At 71.4% G+C, this 18916-nt stretch carries 17 protein-coding genes; 7 read left to right on the top strand and 10 right to left on the bottom strand.

The genetic code is table 11. The features are described from left to right. Position 1: 1 nt before the first annotated feature. The 7 genes from ACYVF7_RS10375 (at position 2) to kduD (ending at position 8522) form a co-directional block, all read left to right on the top strand. The gene (locus ACYVF7_RS10375) at positions 2–1282 is read left to right on the top strand and encodes an ABC transporter substrate-binding protein (protein WP_460338284.1); all 1281 of its coding nucleotides are present in this window, start codon (positions 2–4) and stop codon (positions 1280–1282) included. Next, entirely contained in the window at positions 1282–2208 is a 927-nt protein-coding gene (locus ACYVF7_RS10370) for a carbohydrate ABC transporter permease (protein ID WP_460338282.1), read from the top strand. Before ACYVF7_RS10375 ends, ACYVF7_RS10370 begins: the two co-directional genes overlap by 1 nt. After that, on the top strand, positions 2205–3083 hold the full coding sequence (locus tag ACYVF7_RS10365; RefSeq protein ID WP_460338280.1) for a carbohydrate ABC transporter permease: 879 nt from the start codon (positions 2205–2207) through the stop codon (positions 3081–3083). The genes ACYVF7_RS10370 and ACYVF7_RS10365 overlap by 4 nt, the downstream gene beginning before the upstream one ends. A 1189-nt stretch (positions 3084–4272) precedes the next feature. Further along, positions 4273–5745 carry a hypothetical protein gene (locus ACYVF7_RS10360; RefSeq protein ID WP_460338278.1) on the top strand — a complete coding sequence of 491 codons (1473 nt, stop codon included), beginning with the start codon at positions 4273–4275 and terminating at the stop codon, positions 5743–5745. Continuing rightward, complete coding sequence (locus tag ACYVF7_RS10355; RefSeq protein WP_460338276.1) at positions 5742–6911, top strand: glycoside hydrolase family 88 protein; 1170 nt, start codon at positions 5742–5744, stop codon at positions 6909–6911. The genes ACYVF7_RS10360 and ACYVF7_RS10355 overlap by 4 nt, the downstream gene beginning before the upstream one ends. 22 nt (positions 6912–6933) lie before the next feature. Further along, entirely contained in the window at positions 6934–7767 is an 834-nt protein-coding gene (gene kduI / locus ACYVF7_RS10350; RefSeq protein WP_460338274.1) for a 5-dehydro-4-deoxy-D-glucuronate isomerase, read from the top strand. Continuing rightward, positions 7764–8522, top strand: coding sequence for a 2-dehydro-3-deoxy-D-gluconate 5-dehydrogenase KduD (kduD, locus tag ACYVF7_RS10345; RefSeq protein WP_460338272.1), 759 nt, complete (start codon positions 7764–7766; stop codon positions 8520–8522). The genes kduI and kduD overlap by 4 nt, the downstream gene beginning before the upstream one ends. Before the next feature lie 95 nt (positions 8523–8617). Here the strand turns inward: kduD and ACYVF7_RS10340 are convergent, their stop codons facing one another. From ACYVF7_RS10340 to ACYVF7_RS10295, 10 genes are all read right to left on the bottom strand, one after another. After that, positions 8618–9856 (bottom strand): M64 family metallopeptidase, encoded by a 1239-nt coding sequence (locus ACYVF7_RS10340; RefSeq protein WP_460338270.1) that lies wholly within the window; start codon positions 9854–9856, stop codon positions 8618–8620. Positions 9857–9910: 54 nt separating this feature from the next. Then, positions 9911–10891, bottom strand: a complete 981-nt coding sequence (locus tag ACYVF7_RS10335) for a LysR family transcriptional regulator (RefSeq protein ID WP_460338268.1) — start codon at positions 10889–10891, stop codon at positions 9911–9913. 94 nt (positions 10892–10985) lie between these two features. Then, the gene (locus ACYVF7_RS10330; protein ID WP_460338266.1) at positions 10986–12359 is read right to left on the bottom strand and encodes an alkaline phosphatase family protein; all 1374 of its coding nucleotides are present in this window, start codon (positions 12357–12359) and stop codon (positions 10986–10988) included. Next, positions 12356–13507 carry a metabolite traffic protein EboE gene (eboE, locus tag ACYVF7_RS10325; protein ID WP_460338264.1) on the bottom strand — a complete coding sequence of 384 codons (1152 nt, stop codon included), beginning with the start codon at positions 13505–13507 and terminating at the stop codon, positions 12356–12358. The genes ACYVF7_RS10330 and eboE overlap by 4 nt, the downstream gene beginning before the upstream one ends. 1 nt (position 13508) lies before the next feature. Continuing rightward, on the bottom strand, positions 13509–14360 hold the full coding sequence (locus ACYVF7_RS10320; RefSeq protein ID WP_460338262.1) for a TatD family hydrolase: 852 nt from the start codon (positions 14358–14360) through the stop codon (positions 13509–13511). After that, positions 14361–14975, bottom strand: a complete 615-nt coding sequence (locus tag ACYVF7_RS10315; protein WP_460338260.1) for an EboA domain-containing protein — start codon at positions 14973–14975, stop codon at positions 14361–14363. After that, the gene (locus tag ACYVF7_RS10310) at positions 14972–15829 is read right to left on the bottom strand and encodes a sugar phosphate isomerase/epimerase family protein (RefSeq protein WP_460338258.1); all 858 of its coding nucleotides are present in this window, start codon (positions 15827–15829) and stop codon (positions 14972–14974) included. The genes ACYVF7_RS10315 and ACYVF7_RS10310 overlap by 4 nt, the downstream gene beginning before the upstream one ends. Further along, entirely contained in the window at positions 15826–16725 is a 900-nt protein-coding gene (locus ACYVF7_RS10305; RefSeq protein ID WP_460338256.1) for an SCO3242 family prenyltransferase, read from the bottom strand. Before ACYVF7_RS10305 ends, ACYVF7_RS10310 begins: the two co-directional genes overlap by 4 nt. Then, entirely contained in the window at positions 16722–17876 is a 1155-nt protein-coding gene (locus ACYVF7_RS10300) for an inositol-3-phosphate synthase (protein WP_460338254.1), read from the bottom strand. Before ACYVF7_RS10300 ends, ACYVF7_RS10305 begins: the two co-directional genes overlap by 4 nt. Before the next feature lie 26 nt (positions 17877–17902). Further along, positions 17903–18913 (bottom strand): sugar phosphate isomerase/epimerase family protein, encoded by a 1011-nt coding sequence (locus tag ACYVF7_RS10295; RefSeq protein ID WP_460338252.1) that lies wholly within the window; start codon positions 18911–18913, stop codon positions 17903–17905. Positions 18914–18916: the final 3 nt, after the last annotated feature.

Raw genomic sequence — 18916 nt, 5'->3', positions numbered from 1 at the left:
CATGCGATGGAAGCGCACGCTGGTCGCGTCGATCGGCCTGGCACTCGCGGTCGGCACGGCCGCGTGCTCCCCGGGCACCGGACAGGGCGGCGGCGGGTCGTCGTCCGGCGGGAAGAAGCTCACCTACGTCTACTTCACCGACGGACCCGACGAGCAGGTGACCCGCGACCTGATCGCGAAGTTCGAGAAGCAGACCGGGGCAAAGGTCGACCTGCAGATCGTCCCCTACGCCGATCTGGAACAGCAGCTGCAGGCGCGGCTGTCCGGCAGCAACCCGCCCGACGTCGCCCGCGTGCAGAACCTCACCCCGTACCGTGACGACCTGCTCAACCTCAAGAAGGAGGGCCAGGACATCGGCGGGCAGTACCTCGACGCCGCCCAGTCCTACATCAGCGGTAAGAACGGCGAGCTGCAGGCCGTGCCGAGCGACCTGACCGTCAACGGGCCGTTCATCAACGTGGACCAGTTCCGCAAGGCCGGAGTGGCGCCGCCCACCGCCGACAAGCCGTGGACCTGGAACCAGCTCGTGGCCAACGCCGAGAAGGTGCAGAAGGCGAACAAGACGGAGTACGCCATCGCGTTCGACAAGTCCGGGCACCGGTTCGCGACGATGCTGAGCCAGTTCGGCACCGGCTACTACACGGCCGACGGCAAGTCGGTGGACCTGGACCCGGCCAAGACCACCGCGGCCGTCAAACTGTTCACCGACCTGAACAAGCAGGACGCCATGCCGAAGGACTTCTGGCTGGGGTCCGGTTCGAAGTACAAGGGCGCCAACGACATCTTCCTCGCCCAGTCCGCGCCGGTGTACGTCAGCGGGAACTGGCAGGTCAGCCAGTTCGCGACGGCCGCGAAGTTCACCTGGGCGACGATCCCCAATCCCTGCCAGGCCCGGTGCGGCGGCTTCCCCGGCGGCAAGTTCATGGTCGGGTTCAAGGAGAGCAAGAACCCGAAGCTCGCGGCGCAGTTCATCGCGTTCATGAACAGCAAGGAGTCGCAGACCGAGCTGTGCCAGAAGGCGCTGTTCCTGCCCACCCGCAAGGACCTCATCGCGAGCGGCGTGCAGTACCCGTCGCGCCAGGACGACATGAACGTCTTCCTCGCCGATCTGAAGAAGACACCGCAGGCCGCCTTCGCGAACAACTACAGCCCGGCGTTCCAGGAGACCGCGGACGCCGCGGTCAAGGAACTGTCCAAGGTCATCGCCGGTCAGGAGACCGCGGACGCCGCGGTGACCGCGCTCCGCAAGGCCGCCCAGCAGAGCCTGCAGGACGCCGGCTGATGAGCATCGTCGCCGGCCGCCGCCCCGCCAAGGGTGGCGGCCGGGCCGGCCGGTCCCGGGCGCACGGCCCGCGCCTGGCGCCGTACCTGTTCGTGCTCCCGAACATGCTGATCTTCGGGATCTTCATCATCTATCCGGCGATCAACGCGTTCAACATCAGCCGGTTCGACAGCCGCAACGGCCGGATCTTCACGCCGGTCGGCACGCGCAACTACCAGCGGCTGTACGGCGACCAGGAGTTCTGGGCGGCGGCGTGGCACGCCGCGGTGTTCGTCGTCGCGTACGTCGTCCTCTCGCTGGTGCTGGCGATCGGCATCGCGCTCCTGCTGAACCAGCGGATCCGGTTCCGCGGGGTGTTCCGCGCCACGGTGTTCCTGCCGAAGCTGCTGTCGCCCGTCGTGGTCGGCCTGATCTTCGGCTGGATCCTCGACCGGCGGGTCGGCCTGCTCAACACCGTGCTCGGCGCGGTCGGCCTGCCGCAGCCGGGCTGGCTCACGAACGGCACCCTGTCGATGATCTGCGTCATCGCCGTGGCGATCTGGCTGCACGTCGGCTTCTACACCCTGATCATCCTGTCCGGCCTGCAGGGCATCGAGCCCACCTTCTACGAGGCCGCCCAGATCGACGGGGCCGACGCGTGGGTGCGGCTGCGGCACATCACGCTGCCGCTCCTGGGCCCGACCACGATGGTCGTGGTGATCCTGTCGATGATCGAGGGATTCCAGGCGTTCGACTTCATCTATTCGCTCACCGGCGGCGGGCCCGTCGGCGCCACCACGCTGATCGTCCAGTACATCTACGAGCACGCCTTCCGCTCGCCGATCCGCTACGGGCTGGCCGCCGCCGGCTCGGTCACGCTCTTCTGCACGATCTTCGCCGTGACCTTGTTGAACTTCTGGTTCGGCCGGCGGAGGGAGACGATATGACCACGGCCGAAGCCTCCGCGCGGCCCGCCCGTACGTGGACCGGCACCTCCGGCCGCCGCGCGCCCACGCCGGGCCGGGTGCTGACGTACGCCGTCCTCACGGCGCTGTCCCTCGTGATCCTCATCCCCCTCGCGTGGATGCTGCTCTCGTCGTTCAAGACCCAGTCCGAACTCGCCCGGCGGCCGCCAACACTGCTGCCGCACTCGTTCGGCCTGGACAACTACACGCAGGCGCTGTCGTCCTTCGACTTCGCGGTCTACCTGCGCAACAGTGTGATCGTGACGTTCGCGGCGACCGCGCTCACCCTGGCGATCAACTCCATGGCGGCGTACGCGCTGGCGAAGTACAACTTCCGCGGGCGCAACGTGCTGTTCCTGGTCACGCTCGGCACGATCATGATCCCGCTGCAGATCATCTTCATCCCGCTGTACCAGGTGGTCTCGCAGTTCGGCATGGTCAACTCGCTGTGGGGCCTGATCATCCCGCCCGCGGCCACGCCGACCGGCGTGTTCCTGCTCCGGCAGTACATGCTGACCATCCCGGACGAGCTGATCGAACAGGGGCGAATCGACGGCGCGAGCGAGTTCCGCATCTTCCTGCGCATCATCGTGCCGCTGTGCAAGGCGCCGCTCGCGGTGCTCACGATCTTCTCGGTGCTGTGGCGGTGGAACGACTTCCTCTGGCCGCTCATCATCAGCCAGTCGCAGGACCACTACACCCTGCCCGTCGCACTCGCCCAGTTCGCGAACGAACAGGTCGTGCCCTTCAACTACATCCTGGCGATGTCGGTCGTCAGCATGCTCCCTGTGGTCATCATCTTCCTGATCATGCAGCGGAGGATCATGCAGGGCATCGCCGCGACCGGACTCAAGTGAGGACCCATGGATCGCACCGTTCACCCGCTTGACGACCGCGGTACCGTCCGGGACTGGCTCATCGCCGGCGCGTGGAGCGAGCCCGCCGACGACCTGCACGAGGTGCTCGCCGCCGACGGATCCCCCTGGGGGCCGGACGGCCGGTGGGTGCTCACCAACGGACCCGACGTCGCGCCGCTGAAACGCCGCCTGTACGAGCGGCGGCCCCTGCGGCGCGACCGGGACCTGCCCGAGGTCGTCGAGGGCGGCCCCGTCGTGTACGCCGGGCCGACCGGCGTCATCCACGAGGACCGCTGGCGGCGCGTCCACACCGGCGCCGACGGCCTCGTCGACTGGAGCCGGTTCTGCTTCACCCCCGAGTACCGCCTCGCCCTCGCCGCCTGCGTCCTGGAGGTCGACCAGGCCGAACGCCGTGTCCTGCGGCTCGCCTGCACCGGCCCGTCCCTGCTGTACGTCGACGGCGACTGTGTGTTCGACGACGACACCGTCACCTACATGGAACCCGCCGAACACGAGATCGAGGTCCGGCTCCCGTCCGGCACGACCACGATCGTCGTGGCGTCCTGGCAGGTCGCCTTCCGCGAATGCCGCCAGGTGCTGCGGCTGCGCGTCGACGGCCTTCCCGTACGGGTCGTCGTGCCGAGTCCGGGCGCGGACGAGCGGGTCGCCGCCGTCGCCGAGCAGGTCCTCGAGTCGATCGCCACCCCGACCTGGGGAGACACGTCCGACGAGGTCGCCCTCACCGGCCCGCCCGGCGCGGCCCTGCGGGTCGCCTGGGACGGCCGGACCGCGCGGCTGCGACTCGACGAGCACGGCGCCGCCCGGCTGTCCCTCGCGGCCGGGCACGCCCGTCGAGGAGCACACCACCGCGCAGGACGCCGGCAACGCCTCGATGCTGTCGACCGGCGAGGTCACCCTCCGCGTCGCGCTCGACGACGACCGCTCCCCCGTCTTCCGCGAACTGCCCGTCGCCGTACTGCCGCGCGAGTACCGCGGCGAACCGGTGGGCGAACCCGCCCGCCGGCGCGGCGAGTTCCTCGCCCACGCCGCAGGCGTCCCCGTCTCGGCCGCCGAACTCGCCCGCGCCGAACTCGACCCCACCGCCGTCATCGACGCCGCGAACCTCGACCGCGCCCTCTGGATGATCGACAACCGGGCCGACTGCGCCGACTTCGAGGCAGTCGGGCTGATGAACCTCTGGCACCGCGTGCCCGCCGACCGCTGGCCTCCGGACCTGCGCGACACCGTCCGTACGGCGCTGACCGGCTTCAAGTACTGGATCGACCAGCCCGGCCTGGACGCCATGTGCTACTTCACCGAGAACCACCAGCTCGTCTGGCACACCGCGGAGACCCTCGCCGGTGAGGCGTTCGCCGAGGAGACGTTCCCGAACACCGGGTGGACCGGTGCCGCGCACGCGGAGCACGGCCGGGAGCTCGCCCGCGAGTGGATCGCCCGCAAGCTCGCCGGCGGGTTCAGCGAGTTCGACTCCAACGCCTACCTGGCGATCGACACGCTCGCGCTGACCTCCCTCGTGGAGTTCTGCGCCGACACCGCGCTCGTGGAGATGGCCGCCGGACTGCTCGACAAACTCCTGTTCGCGCTCGCCGCCAACTCCTGGCGCGGCGTGCACGGCTCCGCGCACGGCCGCTCGTACGTGCAGACGCTCCGCTCCTCCCGCCTGGAGGAGACCGCACCCATCATGTGGGTCGTCTGGGGCGTCGGCGCGCTGAACGACGCCGTGCTCCCCGCGACCGTGCTGGCCACCGCCCGCCGCTACCGGATCCCCGACGCCGTACGCGCCGCCGGGCTCGTCCTCCCGGACGAATGGCTCGGCCGCCAGCGCAACACCGGAAGCTACCGCCTCCACCACGACCTGCTGTCCCGCCCGTACGAGTCGCCGTGCGTCATCTACAAGACGCCCGACGCGATGCTGTCGTGCGTCGAGGACTACCGCTCCGGCCTGCCCGGGTTGCAGGAGCACATCTGGGGCGCGACGCTGGGTCCGGAGACGCAGGTCTTCGTCACCCACCCCGCCAACGCCGCCGTGCACTCCTCGGCCCGGCCCGGCGCCTGGACCGGCAACCGCGTCCTGCCCCGCGCGCGGCAGCACCGCGACACCGTGCTGGCGCTGTACCGCATCCCCGCGGGCGACACGATGGGCTTCACCCACGCGTGGTTCCCGCTGTCGCACGTCGACGAGTGGGCGCAGACCGGCGACTGGATCGTGGCCCGCCGCGGCGACGGCTACGTCGCCCTCGCCACCGAGGGCGGCGTACGGATCACCGCGACCGGCCCGGACGCGAACGCCGAACTCCGCCCGATCGGCCCCGGCCGCGCCTGGATCTGCACGGTCGGCCGGCACGCCGCCGACGGGACGTTCGGCGACTTCGTCGCCGCCCTCGGCGCGCCCGAGTGGGCGAACGACGCGGTCACCTACCGGACCCGGCACGGCCGGATCCTCGCCCTCGACTGGACCGGCCCGTTCACCATCGACGGCCGGGCCGCCGACCTCGGCGCCGACGGCCGCGTCGCCCCCGCGTACCACCTCGACAACCCGCTCTGCCGCGTCCGTGAGGGCGACACCGAGATGACCATCAGGACCGGCGGCCGCACTCACGTCATCGACCTGCGCCACGGCCGGAAGGTGGAGCCCGCATGAGCGCCGCCGGGCTCGACCGCAGTCAGGCCCGCCTCGCGCGCCCGCCTGAGCCGCCGGCCGACCCCGCCGCCCTCACTCCGGCCGTGCTGGCCGGGACCGCTCGCCGCGTCGCCCGCCGTGCCGAGGACATGGGCCTCACGCAGTGGTTCTGGGGTGAGGGCGTCGTCCTGCTCGGCATGCTCCGCCTCGCCGACGCCCTCGGCGACCCCGTGCCGCCGTTCGTCACCGGGTTCGTCGACCGGCACGTCGGCGGCCCCGGCCTCGAACTCGGGCACGTCAACAACCTCGCCCCGGGTGCCGCGTGCGTACGCCTGCTGGCCGAGACCGGCGACGAGCGGTACGCGCGGGCCTGCGCGCACCTGCTCGACTGGCTCGGCGCGCACGCCACCCGGGCGCCGAACGGCGCGATCGAGCACTGGCCCGGCGGCGTCTGGGCCGACACCGTCTTCATGGCCGGCGTCTTCCTGCTCCACCATGGACGGCACGCCGGGCGTCCCGACCTCATCGCCGAGGCCGGCCGACAGCTCCTGGCCCACGCGGACGTCCTCCGCGACCGGGGCAGCGGACTGTACGCGCACGGCTCCCACCGCGGCGAGACCATCTGGTGCTTCTGGGGCCGCGCGAACGCCTGGATCGCCCTCGCCGGCGTCGAGTTCCTCGAGACCGCCGCCGCCGTCCCCGGCGACACCGAGATCGCCGACCTCGCCACCGCCGTACGCCCCCTCCTGGAACGGCAGCTGCTCACCCTCGCCGACCTGCAGCCCGGCCACGGCGTCTGGGACGTCCTCGTCGACGGCCAGGAGGAGAACCGCGGAATCCTCGAGACCTCCGCCGCCGCTGGCATCGCCGCGGCGATGTTCCGCGCCGCGCGCCTCGGCCTTTCGCCCGAACGCCTGCGCGCGTCCGCCTGGCGCGCCCTCGCCGGCGTGCACCCGTACGTGGCCGACAACGGCACCCTGACCCGCACCAGCGCCGGGACGGTCCTGCAGCTCGTCCCGTTCGGCTACTCGGTGATCCGCGACGACCTCATCCAGCCGTGGGGCCAGGGCCTCGCCCTGCACGCCTACGCGGCCGCCCTGCACGACCGACGAGAGCCCGAGGGCGCGGGCCCGCCGCGCGCCCTCGGGAACGACACGACCGACGACCACGACGGCACGAACGACTGAGACCGAGGAGACGACGGCACCGATGGAGATCAGGCACGGCACCCACCCCGACCAGGTGGCCGGCTTCGGCACCGAGGACCTGCGGCGGCACTACCTCGTCGAGGACCTGTTCCCGTCCGACGCGGTCCGCACCGTCTACAGCCACTCCGACCGCATCGTCGTCGGCGGCGTCCGGCCCGCCCCCGACGCCCCCGTACGGCTGGAGGCCGAACCGCCGCTGCGCGCGGAGTACTTCTGCGAACGCCGTGAGATCGGCGTCGTCAACGTCGGCGCCGCCGCCGGCACCGTCGAGGTCGACGGCACCGCGCACCCGCTGAACCCCAGGGAGGTCCTGTACGTCGGCCGCGGCTCCCGTGACGTCGTCTTCTCGGCCGGCGACGACCCCGGAGCGGCGTTCTACCTCGTGTCCACGCCCGCGCACGCGACGCATCCGACGGCCAAGGCCACCGTGGCCGACGCCGCGCCGAACACCCTCGGCGGCATCGAGGGGTCGAACCACCGCACCATCTACCGCTACATCCACGCCGACGGCGTCAAGAGCTGCCAGCTCGTCCTCGGCATCACCGTCCTGGAGCCGGGCAGCATGTGGAACACCATGCCCTGCCACGTCCACGACCGCCGTACCGAGGTGTACCTCTACTTCGGCCTCGAAGAGGGCCAGCGGATCTTCCACGTGCTGGGCCGCCCGGACGAGACCCGCCACATCGTCATGGCGAACGAGCAGGCCGTCATCTCCCCGCCCTGGTCGGTGCACTGCGGGTTCGGCACGCAAAACTACTCCTTCGTGTGGGCGATGGGCGGGGAGAACCAGGCGTACGGCGACATGGACCCGGTCGCGATCGAGGACATGCGGTGACCGACGACCCGTTCTCCCTGGCCGGCCGGACCGCCCTCGTCACCGGGTCGCGCGCCGGCATCGGACGGGCGGTCGCGGTCGGCCTCGCCCGGGCCGGAGCCGACGTCATCCTGCACGGCCACCACGACGACCTCGACGAGACCGAAGCGGCGGTACGTGCGACCGGCCGGCACGCGGAACGCTGGATCCTCGACCTGTCCACCCCCGAAGACGTCCCGGCGGCGTGCGCCCTCCTCCTCGCCCGCCGCCGGGTCGACATCCTCGTCAATAACGCCGGCATCATCCGGCGCGCCCCGGCCGTGGACATGGCCTATGCCGACTGGCGCACCGTGCTGGCCACCAACCTGGACTCGGTGTTCCTGCTCACGCAGGCGTTCGGCACCGCCATGACCGAGCGCGGGTCCGGGAAGGTCGTGACGATCGCGTCACTGCTGTCCTTCCAGGGCGGCATCAACGTCGCCGCCTACACCGCGAGCAAGCACGCCGTGGCCGGGATCACCAAGACCCTCGCCAACGAGTGGGCGCCCTCGGGTGTGCAGGTCAACGCGATCGCCCCCGGCTACATCGCCACCGACAACACCACCGCGCTCCGCCAGGACCCGGAGCGCGAACCGGCCATCCGCGCCCGCATCCCGGCCGGCCGCTGGGGGACGCCCGAGGACATCGCGGGCGCCGCCGTGTTCCTGTCGTCCCCGGCCGCGGACTACGTCACCGGACACGTCCTGGCCGTGGACGGCGGCTGGCTCGCCCGCTGACCGAGGCGGAACCACGCGAGGAGGGAATCGGTGCTGCGCCCGGCCGCGGAGAACGTAGACGGTCCGCGGCCGGGCGAGGGCCGAAGGTCCGGGTTTCAGGAAGTGATGGTCCAGGTCCGTGTGCCGGTCAGTGCGGTGCGCCGGAGCTCCGGATCACGGACCCACGGCGTCTGGTCGGTCACCGTCGCGGTCACCTTGTGTGCGCCTCTGGCCAGACGCAGTCCGGTCAGGTCGAGGTCGTCCCCCTTGCCGACACGGCGCCCGTCCACGTACCAGGTGGTCGAGATGGTGGGGGACGGAAGTGGGCGTACCCACAGACGTGCGGGCGCGGTCGAGTTCGTGAGCGAGGCGCTCGCGTCGATGAGGCCGATCTTCCGGTAGAACGCCGCGATCATCGCCTCGCGGCTGGGGAGGTTGAACTGGCTGCCGAGCGTACGCATGATCGAGTTGCTGCTCGGCCGGTAGATTCCGCGCTGGTAGTAGGAGGCGCCTTCGTAGGTGTCGATCACACCGCCGTCCGGGGTGGGCTGCCCCAGCCAGCGGTACCACTTGGCCTGTCTCTGGGCCATGGTCGCGCGTTGGTAGGTCGAGACGTTGATCTGACCGGGCTCGGGGCCGCGGTACTGGGCGCCGTCGCCGTAGTCGTACTCGTCGGCGAGTCCTCCGATCGAGTGGCCCAGTTCGTGGATGGCGATCTGCCCGGACTTGACGTTGCCGCCGGAGGCGGTGGCGACGCCTCCGCCGGCGCCGCCGTACTTGGTGCTGTTGGCCAGTGCCAGCACCTGGTCGGCGGCGGGTGCCTGCGCCGCGTACTGCTGTGCCTTGGTCTCGTTCACACACAGCAGCCGCTCGATGTTCCCGCACCAGAAGCCCATGTCGAGGGCCGTGTCGCGGTCGATCCCGAGGCTGGGGTCGTTGTCGACGCCGGACTGGGGTGACGGCACGTTGACCTGCCACACGTTGAACAGCGTGCGGTACGACTTGAAAGGCTCGATGGACATGAGCTCGTCGAGCTTGCTCCGGACGTGCTGGCTGAAGGTGCCGAACTGCGCGCTGGTGTAACCGTCGCCGACGAACACCAGGTCGAAGCGGCTGTCGCTGGGGCCGTTGACCTCGACGGGGATCACCTGGACCGCGCTGAGCGCCGCGGGGGATGCGGGTGACTCGTCGACGTGCCGGGTGACCTGGATCCGCTTGATGGTGCCGTCGGGCGAGAACACCTCCTGCCGTTCGGTGCGGGTGGGCCGGGAAGTCGATGCGCTGTCGGCGAGGGCGGGGGCGGGAATGATGACGGCGACGGCCGTCATGGCGGAGAGGATCGCCTTTGCGGGCACGGGGCCTCCTTGACGGGGATGCCCCGAAGTGTCGTCGGCGGGAGGCTCTGCGCCTTATCCCAAGTACCGATAACCCTCGTGTGATGTCCCGTGCGGGAACAGAGATTGATCTTCCCGGCTCAGCCAGGCGGTGTACGGCGGGGACCCGGCGACCGCTTCAAGGTGGGCGTCGGCCGCGAGTTCGGCGAGTTCGGCGGCGTGATCGGCGAGCGGGCCGCCGAGCCGCCAGGCCAGCACATGGCGCAACCGCATCGGGGTCCCCGCCAGCGGTAGCACGACTGCGCCGGGCCCGCCGCGGTAGGTGGCCTGACACGGCGCGATCGCACGCCCCTCGCCGACCAGGGCACGGATCATGTCGCGCTCGACGATCATGTGCCGCACGCGCGGGGCGAACCCCGCTTCCTGGCAGGCGGAGTAGAAGTACTCGGGCCACCCGGTCCCGTCCGGTGGGGTGACCAGCCAGTCCTCGTCCGCGAGCTCCGCCAGGGACACCTCGTTCCGGGAGGCCAGCGGGTGGGCGGCGGGCAGGGCGACGAAGACGGGCTCGACGGCGACGAGGCGCGTGACGACCTGGGGCCGGGCGGGTAGCTCGCGTCCCGGGTAGTCGACCAGGGCCGCCGCGTCCAGCCGCGTGGACACCAGCAGATCGAGCAGGAGACGCGGCGAGTACTCGGTGTGCACGCTGAGCCGGGGGCCGAGCATCTCGAACAACCTGTTCAGCAGGCCTGCGAAGACCGGCGACACGTACCCTCCGACACGCACCTGTGCGTTGCCGCCCACAGGTGTCCCGGCGCTCAGCTCGTCGACGGTGACCAGCGCGGACCGGGCACGGCTCAGCACGAACAGCCCGAACGGGGTGGGGATCATGCCGAGCCGCCCGCGTCGGAAGAGCTGCCCGCCGAGGGCCTCCTCGATCCGATGGAGCTGCGCGGTGAGCGCGGGCTGGGACACGCCGATCGTGGCGGCGGCCCGGCGCAGGCTGCCTTCCTCCGCGATCGCGCACAGGATGCGCAGATGGCGTAGTTCGAGCTTCACGTCACCTGCCTTCAGGAGGACTGAAGTGCACCCAGACGATAGGGCGGTGGCATCGATAACACCAGACCTGTCTCAAGCCCGAATCTCGCCGCTGTTACCGTGCTACACACGCGAGCTCGAGCATGAGGTCCATCACCTCGGTGGCCTCGATCGAGTCGACGCCGTACGAAGCGTCCGAGCACACGAGGAGCGGCCCGTCCGCGGGGTCGTCCGGCAGCCGTCCGTGAGTGCCTCTGACGCACGACGGGTCGATCGGCACGACCTGCATGCTGTAGCGCAGGCCCAGGGACTTCCGGGCCAGGGCGGTGGCCACGCGAGCCTTGACGAGCGGGTCGTACGGATCGAAGAAGAGCTCGGCCGGGTCGTAGCCGGGCTTGCGATGGATGTCGACGGTCCGGGCGAAGTCGGGAGCCCGGTCGTCGTCCAGCCAGTAGTAGTAGGTGAACCAGGCGTCCGGCTCGGCGATCAGGACGAGTTCGCCCGCCCGCTCGTGGTCCAGGCCGTAACGGGCCTTGCCGGTCGCGTCCAGGACCTCGGCGACGCCGGGCAGTTCGGCGCACACGTCGCGGACGCGTTTCAGATCGACGCCGTCGCGTACGTAGACGTGTGCGATCTGGTGGTCGGCGACGGCGAACGCGCGGGACGTCCAGGGGTCGAGGAGCTCCCTCCCTGCCTGTCGGTGCACCTCCAGCAGCCCGGCGCGACGGAGGGCCCGGTTGATGTCGACGGGTCTGCGGGCCTCGGTGATGCCGTACTCGGACAGCGCGATGACCGCTGCGTCCTGGGCGAGGGCGTCGTCCAGCAGCGGCCCCAGCACGGTGTCGACCTCGGCCGCGGCCCGGATCGCCTGGGGCGAGTCGGGCCCGTGCCGTTGCAGGTCGTAGTCGAGATGCGGCACGTAGACGAGGAGGCAGTCCGGGCGGTGCCGGGAGAGGACACGTCGCGCCGCCGCGACGATCCATTTCGAGGAGGTCAGGCCGGCGGTCGGCCCCCAGTAGGTGAACAGCGGGAACGGCCCGAGTTCGCTCGTCAGCTCCTCGTGCAGGTCGGGGGGCCGGGTGTAGCAGTCCGGCGACTTGCGGCCGTCCGCGTGGTAGATCGGCCGGGGTGTGACGAGCAGGTCCGTGGCCGCGCCCATCGCGTACCACCAGCAGACGTTGGCGACCGTCCAGTCAGGCCGGTCCCGGCGCGCGAGATCCCAGAGCTTCTCGCCGTGGACGAGCGCGTTGTGCTGGCGCCAGAGGTGGATCTCACCGAGGTCGCGGAAGTACCAGCCGTTGCCGACGACGCCGTGGTCGCGGGGCGGCCGTCCGGTCAGGAAGGTGGCCTGGACCGAGCAGGTGACGGCCGGCAGCACCGGCCGCAAGTCGGCCTGGAACCCCGCTGCGGCGAGGCGGCGCAGGTTCGGCATGTGGGCCATGAGCTTCGGGGTGACGCCGACCACGTTCACCACGACCAGAGGTTTCACGGGATCTCCTTCAGGCCGAGTGCGAACAGGCGATCACGCGTCCAGGCGAGTTCGGCGGCCAGCCCGGTCACCAGCTCGGCGTCACTACTGGGCGGGTCGGGCAGGACATGCCAGGTGTAGGTCTCCACCTCGAGGTGGCGGGTGCGGGCGGCCGGACCGCCGAACAGCGCGTCCAGCGCCGAGTCGAGCACGTCTGAGGTGCTCTCCAGCGGTGGCCGCGGCCGCGTGTGCAGGGGCAGGTGGTAGTGGACCCGCCACGGCGCACGGCCGGGCAGCAGACCGCCGAGCGCCTGGTCGAGATCGTCGGTGGAGCCGCCGCCGCGTTCGCCCGTCTGGTGCAGGAAGCGCGGCTCCTGATGGTCGGCGAGCGCCCGCAGCGTGGCCGGGTCGGCCGGATCGCGGGCCTGCATCGCGCAGGATGCCTGCACCTTCACGATCGGCAGGCCGGCTGCCTCGAGCCCGGCCAGCGCGGCCCGCGGGTCTTCGAACCCGACGGCGAGGTGACAGACGTCGACGCAGACGCCCACCCGTTCGGTGTCCAGGAAGCCGAGGCCCGTCGCCGCGTCCTGGACGGTCGTAAGGACGCAGCCGGGCTCCGGCTCCAGGCCGACGCGAACGACGCGGCCCGTCGCCGCCGACAGCGCGGCCAGGCCCGTGGCCAGGTCGGTCAGGTGCCCGCGTGCGCGTGCGGCCCGTCCAGGGTCCCAGGGATCGTGCCACGCGAGCGGGAGCGTCGACACACTGCCCTCGGTGACGTCCGCGGGCAGCAGATGGGCCAGCACGGTCGCGGCGTCGAGCGTGTAACGCAGCCGCTCGGGTGTGGTCCAGTCGGGATGGTAGACCCGTTCCTTGACCACGGGATCCTGGAAACCCCGGTAGGGAAACGCGTTGAGGGTGACGACCTCCAGGCCTCGGACGCGCAGTTCCGTACCGAGTCGCCGCGTGGCGCCGAGGTCGGCGGCCAGGGCACGCGCGACGTCGGCGGCCAGCCACAGCCCGAGCCCGAGCACGGGCACGTCGAGGCGCTCCCTGACCGGCCCGGCGAACCGGTCCAGCTGGGCGAGGATGCCGTCGAGGTCTTCGGCCTGGTGGACGTTGGTGCAGTACGAGAGGTGGATCGTCGCACCGTCGGGGTGACGCAGACGCATGTCAGGACCGAGGGGTGCCGCGGTGCACCGAGTTGCCGGCGAAGGTGTCGGCCGTGAAGCCGAGCGGATCGAGCCGGCCGCTCTGCCCGTAGAAGGCACGAGGGTTGCGCCAGAGCACCTTGTCGACGTCGTCGAAGATGAACCCGGCCGTCAGCATCGCCTCCGCCACGCGGCGGGTCTTCAGCGGGTCGCTGCGTCCCCAGTCGGCGGCGGAGTTCACCAGCACGCGGTCGGTGCCGTACTCCTTCAGGATGGCGACCATGCGGTCCTCGTCCATCTTGGTCTCGGGATAGATCGAGAACCCCGCCCAGCAGCCGGAGTCGACGACCATCCGCACGGTCATCTCATTGAGGTGGTCGACGACGACCCGCTCCGGTGGGATTCCGGACTCACGGACGACGTCCAGGGAACGGTGGGTGCCGGTCGCCTTGTCGCGGTGCGGCGTGTGCACGAGCGCCGGCAGCTCGTGCTCGACGGCCATCTCCAGCTGGTGGGCGAAGGCGATGTCCTCATCCGCGGTGATGGCGTCGTAACCGATCTCCCCAACGGCCACCACCCGCTCCTTGACCAGATACCGGGGCAGGAGGTCGAGGATCCCGACGCAGCGCGGATCGTTGGCCTCCTTCGGGTTGAGGGCGAGCGCGCAGTGGTGGGTGACGCCGAACTGCGCGGCCCGGAACGGCTCCCAGCCGATGAGCGAGTCGAAGTAGTCGACGAAGGAGCCGACGCTGGTGCGCGGCTGGCCGAGCCAGAAGGCCGGCTCGACGACCGCACGGACCCCGGCGGTGTTCATCTCCTCGTAGTCGCCGGTGGTACGGGACGTCATGTGGATGTGGGGGTCGAAGATCCGCATTCAGGTCTCCCGGGAGTCGAGGAAGAGACGAAGGTCGGTGGGTACGGAACGTCCTGCGGCGGTGCGCTCGGACGCGTGGTCGCGGAACATGCGGATCAGTTCGGGGTCGCCGCGCCGGTCGAGTCCGGCCACCACGGCGAGCGGTACGCCCATGAACAGGCATTTGAGGACGCCGTCCCGCCAGGAGCGCTGATCGAGGTGCTCGGCGGCGTACGGGCCGAGAGCCACGGCGACCAGCCGCGGATCGTTGGTGCGGAGGGCGTCCCGGACGAGCGGGACCGCCTGGTCGCCGACGGCCAGCAACGGCAGCGCCCGCAGGACCGCGCGCCGTTCGAGGGTGTCGCCGTGGCGGTAGACCGTCGCGACCGTCTCGACCAGTTCCAGGCCGTCGAGGGGCAGGGAGCACAGCATGAGCGCCCGGACCGCGTCATCGGCCGTCCAGTCCGGTAGGTCACACCCCAGCGGAGCCCTGCCGCAGCGCAGCCCCGCGGCGGCCGACAGCTCGAAGAGAGCGGGCGGGTGGGCGGCCACCGTGGCGCAGGACTCCTCCGCCCAGCGCATCGCCGCGGGCGAGAGGAGGTCCGCCAGCCTGTCGCGGATCTGTTCCGTCTTCATCGGGGAGGTCCCTCCGTGCCCGCGGCGGTCAGGAACGCCAGGGCCCGTTCGGCGACGCCTGGGGCGTCATGGCTGTGGCGGGGCAACTCGACCGAGACCAGCCCGCGGTAGGAGATCTCCTCGAGCGCCGCCAGCACGGGCGGGAAGTCGATCTCCCCGTCGCCGAACTCGAGATGGAGGTGCTCACCGCGCCGCATGTCGTCGATCTGCACGTTGACCAGCCCGGCTCCGGCGCGTCGCACGCAGTCGGGCACCGGAAGCGGCTCGTTGCACCGGCAGTGCCCGATGTCGAGGGTCAGGCCGAGCCTGGGCGGGCCGCCCAGCCGCGCGCGCAGCAGTTCGTATCCGGTCAGGTCGTCGACGAACATGCCGGGCTCGGGTTCGAACCCGAGGGTCACGCCGCGCCGGTCGGCGTGGGCGAGGACGGCGGCGCAGTGCTCGGTCAGCCGCTCCCACGCGACCGGTACCGGAAGACCGCTCGGCCGTACGCCGCTCCAGAAGGAGACCGCTTCGGCGCCGAGGTCGGCGCCGACGTCGATGGCGGTTCGGAGATACTCCACCCGCCGGTCGGCGCCGTCGGCGGACAGGAGGGTGGGTTCGTGCTTGCGCCGCGGGTCGAGGAGGTAGCGCGCGCCGGTCTCGACCACGACGGCCAGCTCCAGCTCGGCGAGCCGGGCGGCGAGGGCCGCCACCCGGCGGCCCAGGTCCGGAGCGAACGGGTCGAGGTGGGCGTGGTCGAGCGTGAGCGCCACCCCGTCATAGCCGAGGTCCGCGATGACGGCGAGAGCGTCGTCGAGCCTGTGGTTGTCGAATCCGTTGGTGCCGTATCCGAATCTCAGGCGGCCGAGTGTCATGTCGTCGCCACCTTCCGGGCCAGCCATCGCGTGACCGGAAAGGCCGTGGCGAGCAGGAGCCCTGCGCGGACCGCGCCCGTACGTGCCGTGAGTGCGGCCTGGAGGGGGAGGAGGCCGACGATTCCCGCGCCGACCGCAGCCCGGATCCGCCCGGCCGTGGGCTGCTGAACCGCTGCCGACTGCGCTCCCCCGGTCGTCGCCGCGTAGACCGCGGCGAGCCCGGCCGTCACCACCCCGCATCGCCGGGAGCGCGAGTGCCCGCACGTCGCCGGCCATGAGGCCGAGCGCCGCGGACGGGCCCCGGCCAGCGTGGCCGAGGCGACCACCGCCGTGCCGGCGAGTGCGCCCAACGGCACCTCGCGGCGCGTCCCGCGTACCTCGCCGAGCGACAGGGTGGTCACGACGAGCACGTGGCCGCCCACGGTCAGAGCCGGGGCGACCGCCTCAGGCCGCGGGCCGGACCCCATGAGGACGTTCAGCGTACGCGCGGCGGCCATGCCGGCCGGTCCCGCCGCCGTGTTCTTCAACGCCAGGTCGTACAGCCAGACCGTCGCCGCCAGTGGCACCGCGACCCGCAACGCCGGGCGGCCACCCGCCAGCCCGGCCACGGCGACCCCCGCGACGGTCAGGCCCGACGCCAGTGTCAGCGCCAGCCGCGGGGTGACACGGCCCGACGGGATCGGCCGCTCCGGCCGTTCACGCCGGTCCAGCTCGCGGTCGGCGTAGTCGTTGAGCGCCATCCCCGCCCAGTACAGGCACACCGAACCGGCCGCGCATCCCAGCCACCGGCGGCCGATCGGGAATCCGGCCGCGGCCGCTCCGGCCAGAACGTCACCGGGAACGGTCAGCGCGGCCGGGGCGCGCACCAGTTCGGCGAGGTCGCGCAGGCCCGTCACAGCCGCCTCGCCCAGTCGCGAAGGATCGTGTACTGCTCGGCCAGCCGATGCTCCGTGGTGCCGAGAGGGTCCTTGAAGAAGAACCCCAGAGCGGCCAGGACACCCGGTTCGCCCGCCTCATGGGCCCACGCGGTCAGCCGCGCCAGGTCGAGGACGAGCGGCGCCGCCAGCGCCGAGTCGCAGCCCTGCCAGGTGACCTGCATGGTCATCCGGGTGCCGAGGAAGCCCTCGAATCCGACGTGATCCCAGGCGGTCTTCCACTCGCCGAGATCGGGCACGTAGTCGATGTGGGTGTCGCCCTCCACGTCATCGCCGAGTATCGCGGTCAGCCCGCGCTGTTTGGAGACGGTCTTGCTCGCGGCGGCCGCGGGGTCGGCCAGCGTGGCTCCGTCCCCGCCGCCGAGCAGGTTGGTGCCCGACCAGGACAGGACGCGCAGCGCCCGAGCGGTGAACATCGGCGCGAGCGCCGCGCGTACGAGGGTCTGGCCGGTCTTGGCGTCACGGCCCGCGAACGGGACCGCCTTCTGCCGGGCCAGGGCGGCCAGCGCCGGCAACCGGGCTCCGGTCGACGGTGTGAAGTCCACGAACGGGCAACCGGCCTGGAATGCCGCGTGCGCGTAAAGCGAACTCGGCGGCAACACACCGGGCCGTGTCGCCATGGCGTGCTCCAGCTCGGGCAGGCTGTCGTACTCCGGACGGTGGGCGGCGGGCCGTTCGGTCGAGGAGACGTTCACGACGACGACCCGGGCGAGGCCGTGTCGCTCCCGGAAGCCGGTGAGGTCCGCGGCCAGCGCGGCGGACACCTCTGCCTGGCAGCGCCGGTCGTCTCCGCCGATGCCGCCGCGCAGCTCGGAGTCGATGCCGGCCAGGTCGCGGCGCACCGCCGTGATGAGATCGGCGGGTATCACGCCCGCGGCCGCCAGTTGCTCCGCCCGCTTCGGCAGCGGCGTCTGCGTGATGTCGTGGCCGCCGAACACCAGCGAGTCAAGGGGCGGCAGCGCCGTCCCGGCGAAGTCGGGGCTCTCGGTCACCATCCCGACGGGAGCGACCATCCCCGCCCTGATCGCCAGGGCCCCGGATATCGCGGTCGTGGCGACGGACCCGCGCGCGCCGATGAGCCACACGCCGGTGCGACGCTCGTCACGGTTCATTTTCGGACCTCCTCTGTCGTACGGGGTCATGGCTCGCGGGTGAACGCGGAGTCGAAGGACGCGGCGGGCGGCTCGATGCGGTTCAGCGCCTGCACGAACCGCAGCGCCTCAGGTGCCCCGAGCAGGCGGTCCATGCCCGCGTCCTCCCACTCGATCGAGATGGGGCCGTCGTAGCCGATGGAGTTGAGCGCGCGGAAACAGTCCTCCCAGGGCACGTCACCCCGCCCGGTGGACACGAAATCCCAAGCCCGGCGCGGGTCGCCCCAGGGCAGGTGGGACGAGAGCCGGCCGCGGCGCCCGTCGCGCGCCCTGATCCTGGTGTCCTTGCAGTCGACGTGGTAGATCCGGTCGGCGAACTCGAGGATGAAGTTCGCCGGGTCGACGTCCTGCCAGACCATGTGGGACGGATCCCAGTTCAGGCCGAAGGCGGACCGCCGTCCGACGGCCTCCAGGGCCCGCTCCGTCGTCCAGAAGTCATAGGCGATCTCGCTGGGGTGCACCTCGAGAGCGAACCGGACGCCTTCGGCCTCGAACACGTCGAGGATCGGGTGCCAGCGCTCGGCGAACTCGGCGTAGCCGCGGTCGATGGCGGCGGCGGGCATCGGCGGGAACAGCGCCACGGTGTGCCAGATCGGCGAGCCGGTGAATCCGACGACCGTCCGCACTCCCAGCGCCGCCGCGGCCCGCGCGGTGTCCGCCATCTCCTGGGCCGCCCGCTGCCGGACCTCCTCAGGCTCCCCCGTCCCCCAGACGTGTGCGGGCAGGATCGCCCGGTGCCGCTCGTCGATCGGACGATCGCAGACCGCCTGGCCGACGAGGTGGTTGGAGATCGCCCACACCTTCAGCCCGTACTTGTCGAGGATCCGGCGGCGATCGGCCACGTAACCGGACTCGCCGAGGGCTCGGGGGACCTCGAAGTGGTCGCCCGAGCAGGCGATCTCCAGCCCGTCGTATCCCCAGTCGGCCGCCAGCCGGCACACCTCCTCGAACGGCAGATCCGCCCACTGGCCGGTGAACAGGGTGATCGGTCGTGTCATTCT

This window comes from Actinoallomurus acanthiterrae, assembly GCF_054775715.1.
The sequence above is the reverse complement of the archived record's forward strand: the minus strand, read 5'-3'. Positions and strand labels throughout refer to the sequence as shown.